6 protein-coding genes are annotated in these 7,999 nt (G+C 55.7%); all 6 read left to right on the top strand.

Annotation, left to right across the window (positions count from 1 at the left end):
- The first annotated feature begins 190 nt into the window (after window positions 1-190).
- On the top strand, window positions 191-1,465 hold the full coding sequence (locus ACKVY0_RS29595; protein WP_409218492.1) for an oligosaccharide flippase family protein: 1,275 nt from the start codon (window positions 191-193) through the stop codon (window positions 1,463-1,465).
- Window positions 1,466-1,549: 84 nt separating this feature from the next.
- The gene (locus ACKVY0_RS29590) at window positions 1,550-2,746 is read left to right on the top strand and encodes a glycosyltransferase family 4 protein (RefSeq protein ID WP_409218491.1); all 1,197 of its coding nucleotides are present in this window, start codon (window positions 1,550-1,552) and stop codon (window positions 2,744-2,746) included.
- Window positions 2,747-2,843: 97 nt separating this feature from the next.
- Window positions 2,844-4,127, top strand: coding sequence for an O-antigen ligase family protein (locus ACKVY0_RS29585; protein WP_409218490.1), 1,284 nt, complete (start codon window positions 2,844-2,846; stop codon window positions 4,125-4,127).
- Complete coding sequence (locus ACKVY0_RS29580) at window positions 4,099-5,379, top strand: hypothetical protein (RefSeq protein ID WP_409218489.1); 1,281 nt, start codon at window positions 4,099-4,101, stop codon at window positions 5,377-5,379. Before ACKVY0_RS29585 ends, ACKVY0_RS29580 begins: the two co-directional genes overlap by 29 nt.
- The gene (locus tag ACKVY0_RS29575) at window positions 5,366-6,583 is read left to right on the top strand and encodes a hypothetical protein (protein ID WP_409218488.1); all 1,218 of its coding nucleotides are present in this window, start codon (window positions 5,366-5,368) and stop codon (window positions 6,581-6,583) included. Before ACKVY0_RS29580 ends, ACKVY0_RS29575 begins: the two co-directional genes overlap by 14 nt.
- Entirely contained in the window at window positions 6,580-7,872 is a 1,293-nt protein-coding gene (locus tag ACKVY0_RS29570; protein ID WP_409218487.1) for a hypothetical protein, read from the top strand. Before ACKVY0_RS29575 ends, ACKVY0_RS29570 begins: the two co-directional genes overlap by 4 nt.
- Window positions 7,873-7,999: the final 127 nt, after the last annotated feature.

Genomic DNA, 7,999 nt, shown 5'->3' with positions numbered 1-7,999 from the left:
AATGTTGAGTTGTTCACAAGAAGGCAGCTCGCTCCGCTCGCCGCCTTCTTGTGAACAACTCAACATTTCGGTGCAAAGCCCCTTGCGCAGTCGCACCAGAAGAACGAAACCAATCACCTCTCCCAGCCGTGAATATCATAGCTTAATTTCCCGCAAGCCTGGCCGAAGAACGGGGTCCACCTCATAAGTCATGAATTTGTCCACATTGTTACATCGGCTTCGAGCTAGCACGATCGCACGAAACACCGGATCAATGCTTCTCGGGCACGGATTGCGAACAGCGATTCAAGGTGCCTATTTTATTTTACTCACAAGAGCGATTGGTGTTCATGGCTATGGAGCGTTTGTGGGCGTCATGGCATTTGTCGGGATCGCCGCTCCGTTTGCCAGCTGGGGTAGCGGCAACATCCTCATCAAGCAGGTGGCCAGAGACCGGTCTTTGTTCGGGATTTACTGGGGGAATGCCCTGGCGATAACGCAAATATCAGGCGTCATCCTGACGATCTTGCTGCTGCTGCTGTCTCGATTCGTGCTGCCAGGCTCCATTTCGGTCTTGCTGTTTCTTTCGGTGGCGGTTGCCGATTTGATCTTCGCACGGCTCATGGATGTCGGCGGACAGGCGTTTCAGGCGTTTGAAAAACTGGGGCAGACGGCACGGCTGCAGGTTCTGGCAAGTTTGGTGAAATTGCTGGCGGTGGTGTTCCTATTTGCGCTGCCATCCCCGGTTCCTGTGGTCTGGTGGGGATGGATGTATTTGGGCTCAACGGTCGTGGGCGCACTGGTGACGGCATGGCTGGTGCGGCGTGAACTTGGCAAATCGAAACTGGCCACGGAGCGTATTGGCGCCGAGTTGCGGGAGGGGTTTCATTTTTCAGTGAGCCTGTCGGCGCAGAATATTTACAACGACATCGATAAAACGATGCTGGTTTACTACTCCACGCTGGCCGCGACCGGGACTTACGGCGCGGCCTACCGTATCATTGACATCGCCTTCACTCCCGTGCGGGCACTGTTGTCGGCGTCGTATGCAGGTTTCTTCCGCCATGGTGCGAAGGGGGTGCGAGAAAGCTTCGCTTACGCAAAACGCTTCCTGCCGCATGTGGCAATCTACGGACTTGCGGCTGGCATCGCCCTCTATGCTGCGGCACCAGTGGTTCCTTTAATGCTCGGGCACGAATATGACGACACGGTTGATGCCGTTCGCTGGCTCGCCCTGCTGCCATTCCTGAAGGCGATGCATTACTTTGCAGCAGACACGCTCACTGGTGCGGGTTTCCAAGGATTGCGCAGCCGGATACAGGCGCTGATGGCAGTCTTCAATGTTGGCATCAATTTCTGGCTGATTCCGGCCTACTCCTGGCTTGGCGCAGCATGGTCGAGCTTGCTGACTGACGGATTGCTGGCGTTATGCCTGTGGTTGGTGGTCGCTTCCAAGATTAAAAATCATGATGCGCAAACCAGATGAACTTCTTCGGTCGGGCATGCAGGCATTGCCCTGCGGAATTTCACCGCCCGTGAGCGACGCACCATTGCGACGGTTGGACATGCAATGGGGGATCTGTTCCAACTTTATGAGCAAACGGCAACCATTGAAATTTACATCAGCATCATGAGTTCGTTGCAACCAGCAGAGCTTGTGGATTCGGACGGCGACGTTGAACGAAAGGATCAAGGCGTCCTGCATGTTCTGGCCTGGCCGGCTTTCAAAAGCCGGAAACTGAACCCCTACCAAAGCCTCTTGTATGATCAAATGCGCGCGCTGGGCGCCGAAGTGACAGAATTTTCCCCAGGCTGCTTGCTACGCCGGCGCTATGCCGTATGGCACCTGCATTGGCCAGATCACATGTTGAAGACAACTTCTTCACTCTCTGCCCTGGCCCGCACCATGGCGCTCTTCACCTTGATTTTCTTTGCGCGCTTGAGGGGAACCAGAATCGTATGGACGATTCATAACTTAAAATCTCACGAAGGCCTGCACCCTCGGCTCGAACGCTGGTTTTGGCGGTATTTCACCAGGAGGCTCGACGGGGCGATCAGTCTCAGTGACGCAACGCTTCAGGCCGCCTGTGAACTGCACCCGGCGGTGCGCCGCGTGCCCGCCTTTGTCATCCCGCATGGCCACTACCGTGGCGAGTATCCAGACTCGGTAACCAGACAGGAAGCGCGTGAGCAGCTTGGCATTCCTCAAGAGTCGCTGGTCTGCCTACATCTGGGCCAGATCCGAGCATACAAAAATGTGCCGCATTTGATCCGCACTTTCTGCCAAGGCAGTGATTCCCGGACAGTTCTGTTGATTGCTGGAAAAACCGACCCCGCATCGCTGGTTGAGGAAATGAAACTGGCAGCGAACGGCGATCCTCGGGTGAGACTGATGCCGCAGTTTATTCCCGATTCGGATGTCCAGGTCTATCTTCGAGCCGCCGACTTGGCAGCCTTGCCTTACAAGAACATTTTGAACTCCGGCAGCGCCCTGCTCGCGCTTTCTTTTGACTGCCCGGTTCTGGTGCCCGCCCAGGGAGCCATGCCGGAACTTCAGCAGAATGTCGGTCTGGACTGGGTGAAAACCTATTCGGGGGATCTGACCGTCGAAGATCTGCAAGATGCCTTGCAAGGGGCAAAGGGAACTTTGCGTGCGCAGCGCGCGCCTCTCGACAAACTGAACTGGCAAAACTTGTCCTCGCGGACGATTGACGCTTATCACTTTTTCTGCAGCCAAAATTCGAAGACTTCGTGCCCCCCTCGCTGACTGCCCGCTCATCCCTCCCCTCAGGCCTTTCACGAAGTTTACATCATACGCCAATCCCGACCTCCCGAGCCTCGCACTGAAGACGATGGACATTGAAATGACATCCGCACGCAAGTTCGGCTTCCCTCCGCTACTCACGGATGGCTTGTTCACCATCGCCTACCTTTACTTCTTTGGCATGTTGCTGAACGAGGCTGAGGTAGGCCAGTCAACCAGGAGTTACTATAAACTGGTGGTCCTCCTGATCATGGCGGCCACTGTGGTGGTGGCCCTTGCTTTCGGCGATTGGCCCGGCTTCAAGCGCATCATGCGGGAGAACCTTGTACTGCTGGCTTTCCTGGGGTTGGCCTTGTTTTCGTGTCTCTGGAGCACCATGCCAGACCAGACGGTGGCCTACGGCATGGAACTGGTGCTGCCGGCTGCCTGCGGCCTTGCGGCCAGCACACAACTCGACATGAACCGGCATCTGCGGGTGTTGACGGCCGCCCTGCTCATCATAAGCATTTCCAGCGTTGTCGTATGCCTGTTGATTCCAAGCATCGGCGTTATGCACGAGCATTTTCCCGGAGCTTGGCGCGGCGTGTTTCCTCACAAAAACAAATTGGGTCGCATCATGTCGTTTGGCATCTTGTGCGGACTTTTTGGTGTGCTGCGCGGCCGACACCTCATGGCATCGGTCACATTGACGGTGCTGAGCCTGGTGCTGGTTCTCATGTCACGTTCCAAGACTGCGCTGTTGTTGGCGCTGTGTCTTTGTCCGGTCGTTCTTTTGCTAAGACTGCTCCAGCGGCGGCCGCATGCATTTAGAGTTTTTCTAGGATTGCTTGTGGTGGTGGCCGGAATTGCAATCCTCTGGGAGTTAAATCGCGGCACGGTGCTTTCCGGAATGCACGACGTGGCCAAAGCTGGTGCCACCATGATCGGAAAATCACTTGCCCTCACCGGTCGCGATGTTATTTGGCGGGCTTGCACAGACTTGGCATGGGAACGACCGCTGCTAGGCTATGGTTATGAAGGATTTTGGGGGCAGTACGGCCCGTCAGGCTGGATTCGCGAAGTTATTGGTGGGCCACAAGTGCGGGCTGATAACTCCTATATCGAGCTGTGGCTTGAGCTGGGTTTGGCCGGTGTCGTATTATTTGGCCTCATGCTTGCGGAGTTTTGCCGGCGGGGTTTCCGTCACCTTCTGAAGGTGTCCGAATGGGTGGCGATATGGCCGTTGATTTGTTTCCTCTTCATCGTGATCTGCGCCATCACCGAACAGATTTTCATAACCACGCCTGAACAGGCCTGGTTCGTCATAATTATTTGGGGGTGCAATCTGTGCGTTCCCTGTCAAACTGACCTCAGTGATGCCCGAACAAATGAATGTAAAATCTGACATCCAGCGTGCTGTTTCAAAAATCATGCTTGCCGCGATCGGTGGCGCTGTTCTCGGCGCAATCGGTGGCGCGGCTTACTGGTTTGTCACGCCGGGCGTTTACAGATCGTCGGCCATTCTCGAGGTCAGTGCTCTGGAATTTCGTAGCGAGGGAATCGCTGAAACGAGGGAAAACATTCTCAGCATGCCCTACAAGTCAGATGCCGTGACGGCAAGCTTTCAGAATTATCTGCTCACCAGCCGAGTGTCCGCCAAACTGGGTGGAAAGTATTCCGAGCCGTTTCTTCGAAACTGCATCAAAGCGAAAGCACAGAGCGCTTCCTTGGTGGCCGTTTCGGCGCAGGCGGGTACTGGGAGAGAGGCGCAACAGATTCTCCAGACGGTGGTTGATGAGCGACTTGCCCTCGAAAAAGAGCGTTATGTCCAGACCATGAAACCGCTGCTGGATGGCGTTGATAGCCAGCTGGCGGAACTACGGCATAGCATTGAAGCACATTACAAACAGATCGCCGACTATTCGGGTAACAAACCCGATTTGGAGGAGAAGCGTATATCCGGCATTGGCCAGGCCGGTTTTCAGGCCAGCATTGCACAATTGGCGGGGCAGGTCGAAGACGCACGGGTCAAACTGGGAACCTTGAATGCCGCGATCGTTGAAGCGGAGAAAGGCAACGCCACCTCGGAAGGCATCCAGGATTTTGGCGAGGCCAGCTATAGCTTTTCGGACTTGAAACGTCAGCTCGCCAGCAAGGCTGCCACACTTGCCTCGCTGCGCAGCCGTTATGGCGACAAAAACCCCGCAGTGGATGCTGCCGTGGCAGAACTGGACGAAACCAAACGCTTCTTGATTCAGGCTCTGCGCGAACTGGCCCACCAGGTAGAAACCAAGCTCAACGGCCTTGTCGCGGCGCAAAAGGCTCTCGGCGAAAATTCGGAGACGCTCAAGCAGCAGACGATGACGCTGTTGGATCGCGACCCCACCTACAACACGCTAGTTACGGCCAAGGCGTCGCTCGTCGCTTCCTACCAGCAGATGCTCATCAAGAAACACGAACTCGCGGTAACGAGCAGGATGCAGCCTTTGGCAGTGCAGGTGCTGGGTGTTCCCGACCTTCCAACCGCGCCCTACACCACCAGCAAACTGGCCGTGGCAGGTGCGGCCATCATGGGAGGAATGTTGTTGGGCGCATGTGTCGCGGTCTGGCGCTCGGGTATTCTATTCCGTCTTTTCGCAATCCATGACGAAGTCTGAACTAAAACGTGGTGTGACGTGGGGAGCCGGGGCCACCTTGCTTTTCCTCTCTCTGAACACGGCTCTGCTGGTCGTCTCCCCGGCGCAATATGTGTCGCGGGCGCAGATTCGGCTAACCGGCTATGATCGCCACCCTAGTCCCATGTCCGACGTCGGAGCCGTCCAGTTTCAACTTATTGAGGATTTTTCAGACAGCTTTTTGACCGACAGCATGATCTCTGCGGTGCGCGCAAAACTTGGTCAGCCTGCTGTTTCTGATGTGCAGATCAAGAACCAACTGAGGGCCACGCCGATGGTGGGTTCCGCTTACGTGCTTGTGACTGCTTCGAACGAAAAACCAGAGGAAGCCCAGAAGATAGTGCGCACGGCGCTGGATGCCCGGGCCAGTTTGTATGATGCCCTGGTGCTGCAACGGCTTGCAGAAAAGACAGCGGCCATCAACACCGTGGAGTTAACGGTAAGAACCGAGCTGGATGCCGTGTCCGCTCGTCTCAGCGAATCCAAACGCGGGACGGATTATGCCGGCAGCATCCGTGCGGTTGATCTGGCACTGGCGGAAGTCATCTGTGAACGGGCCAAAGTGGAAGCTACCCTTGAATCCCTTTCTACCATGTCGAAAACAAATGTTTTGGGTGAGATCATTGATGAACCTTCGGATGTTGCGTTTCTCCAGTCTGCCAAAACTTTGCGAAAATGGGGGGTGGTTGAGTTGCGGCAGGAGCTAGCTACAAGCCGGTCCGAGCTGGCAGGATTACTTCGTAATTTGGGTGAAGAAAACCCCAAGACCAAGATTGCGAAGGCACGTGTCAATGCGGTTGAAAACGAGTTGAAGTCCTTTTTGACGCTTCAATCTGAAAAAGAACGCTCCACCCTGAACGCCCTGAAACGGGGTGAACAAGAGTTGCGAGAGTCCCGGGCTGAGTATGAGAAGGCGATCCACAGTGACCGCGCGAAGGAGCTTGCCGACGGCGCACAACAGGCCGTCAAATCGGGGTTGGAGGCCGCGCTGGCCCAGATCGTGCAGTCCCGGCAGCTTGTTGACCTCGCAAGGTCTTCCACGAGCCCCTTGTTTATCATCGAAGTCCCACCCACACTCCCCAGCGAGAAGGAACTCCCGCATACACGGCTCGCTTTTTTGACATGTCCATTGCTGGGAGCCATCATTGGATTGCTGGGTGCCGGCCCTAAACAGGAGACACGATGAAACGGTTGTTTGTTTTGCAGGTCGTGGGTCTGGCGGGCTGTGCCGCCTATCTGGCCTATGCCCCAAAGGACTATGTGGCCACTGCGTTGATCCAGGTCACGGACAGCCTGCCATCCCTGTTTCAATCCGGCAACTACCAGACGCCAAATGATGAGCAGTTCACAGGGACTGTGGCTCGAGGGTTCCAAATCGAACGGGTGCTTCACGCGCTGGTCGCTAGGCATCCAGAATTGCATGTGAGCACTGAGTTCATTGTCAACCACGTCAGCATCTACTCAAACCGCCTGAATCGCACCATTGAGCTGAATGCGGTGGTTGACAATCCTGGCCTGGCCAACGCAATCCTTGTCGCCTTGATCCAGGAGCGGGCGGCCATAGACAAACTCATCTACCAGGAAACCAAGACCCTGGCACTTCAACGCGTGACACAAAGAGTGGACGAACTCGAAGGGCAGCTCAAGCAAGGCCATGAAAAACTCAAAGCACATGTCACAGTGTCAGGAGATCCCGCCGAACTGGGAACTCAGCTGCGCATCTGCCAGCAGAAGGCGGGCCTGATCGAGCAGGCTCGCTTTGATTTGAATGCGCGCGTTAAACAACTTCAAAGCAAACTTGCGATGGTGGAGACGGCGCTCCGTGACGCGCGTGCCGGGAAGGTTTCGTCCATCTTCACCGGCTTCGAAGCGCTCGAAGGGGCGAAAAATCACGGACGCACCATTAACGTCATGGGAACCAGTGCTGACGCCGCCAAAAGTGATGGCAGCATGGCGGAAATGTGGACTGCTATGCTGCACGATGCCAGCACGCTTGCGATGGGAGAAGGGGTCTATGGGCCGCATCATCCCGAGATGCGCGCACTTGCCGCCAGGTTGGCGAAAAATCAGACGCTGATGCTTGAAGCGCTCCAAGAGCAGCAAAATGCCATCAAGATCGAGGTGCAGTCGCTCACGGCCGGGAGTAGATCGCTTGAAGAAGCATTTGCCAGCGCACAGGCAGAGGTCCAAAAACTATTGCAGGCACGGTTCGACCCAGCTTACCTGACACTGCGGCAAACCGTCTCCGGTTTGGAGAGCGCCTACGCGGAAGCCACGGGACGCAAACAAACACTGCTGTCAGCCGCCGCAACGGTTCCGCCGCTTTTTACCGTGATCAAACCGCCGCTGGCGACGGATCTGCCCACGACTCCGTCGCCGTTGACGGTTTTTGTCGCCATGGAGATCATCGTGCTGGTGCTGCTCTGGCTGACTTCGCCGTGGGCGGGCCCACGGCGAAAATTTGCAACAGCTTGATCAATGTCATTAAGTTAAGGCACTTCTCAAGATGTGTTCCCGCAGATTCAGATAACCCGCAGATTTTTTTCCGGATCCCAATCTGCGGGTTTTCTGAATCTGCGGGAACTCCTTCTTAACTTAATGA

Origin of the sequence: Prosthecobacter sp., assembly GCF_046154365.1 — a bacterium.
Classification (GTDB): Bacteria; Verrucomicrobiota; Verrucomicrobiia; order Verrucomicrobiales; family Verrucomicrobiaceae; genus Prosthecobacter.
Note: the sequence above shows the minus strand (reverse complement) of the source record. Positions and strands in the feature narration are given on the sequence as shown.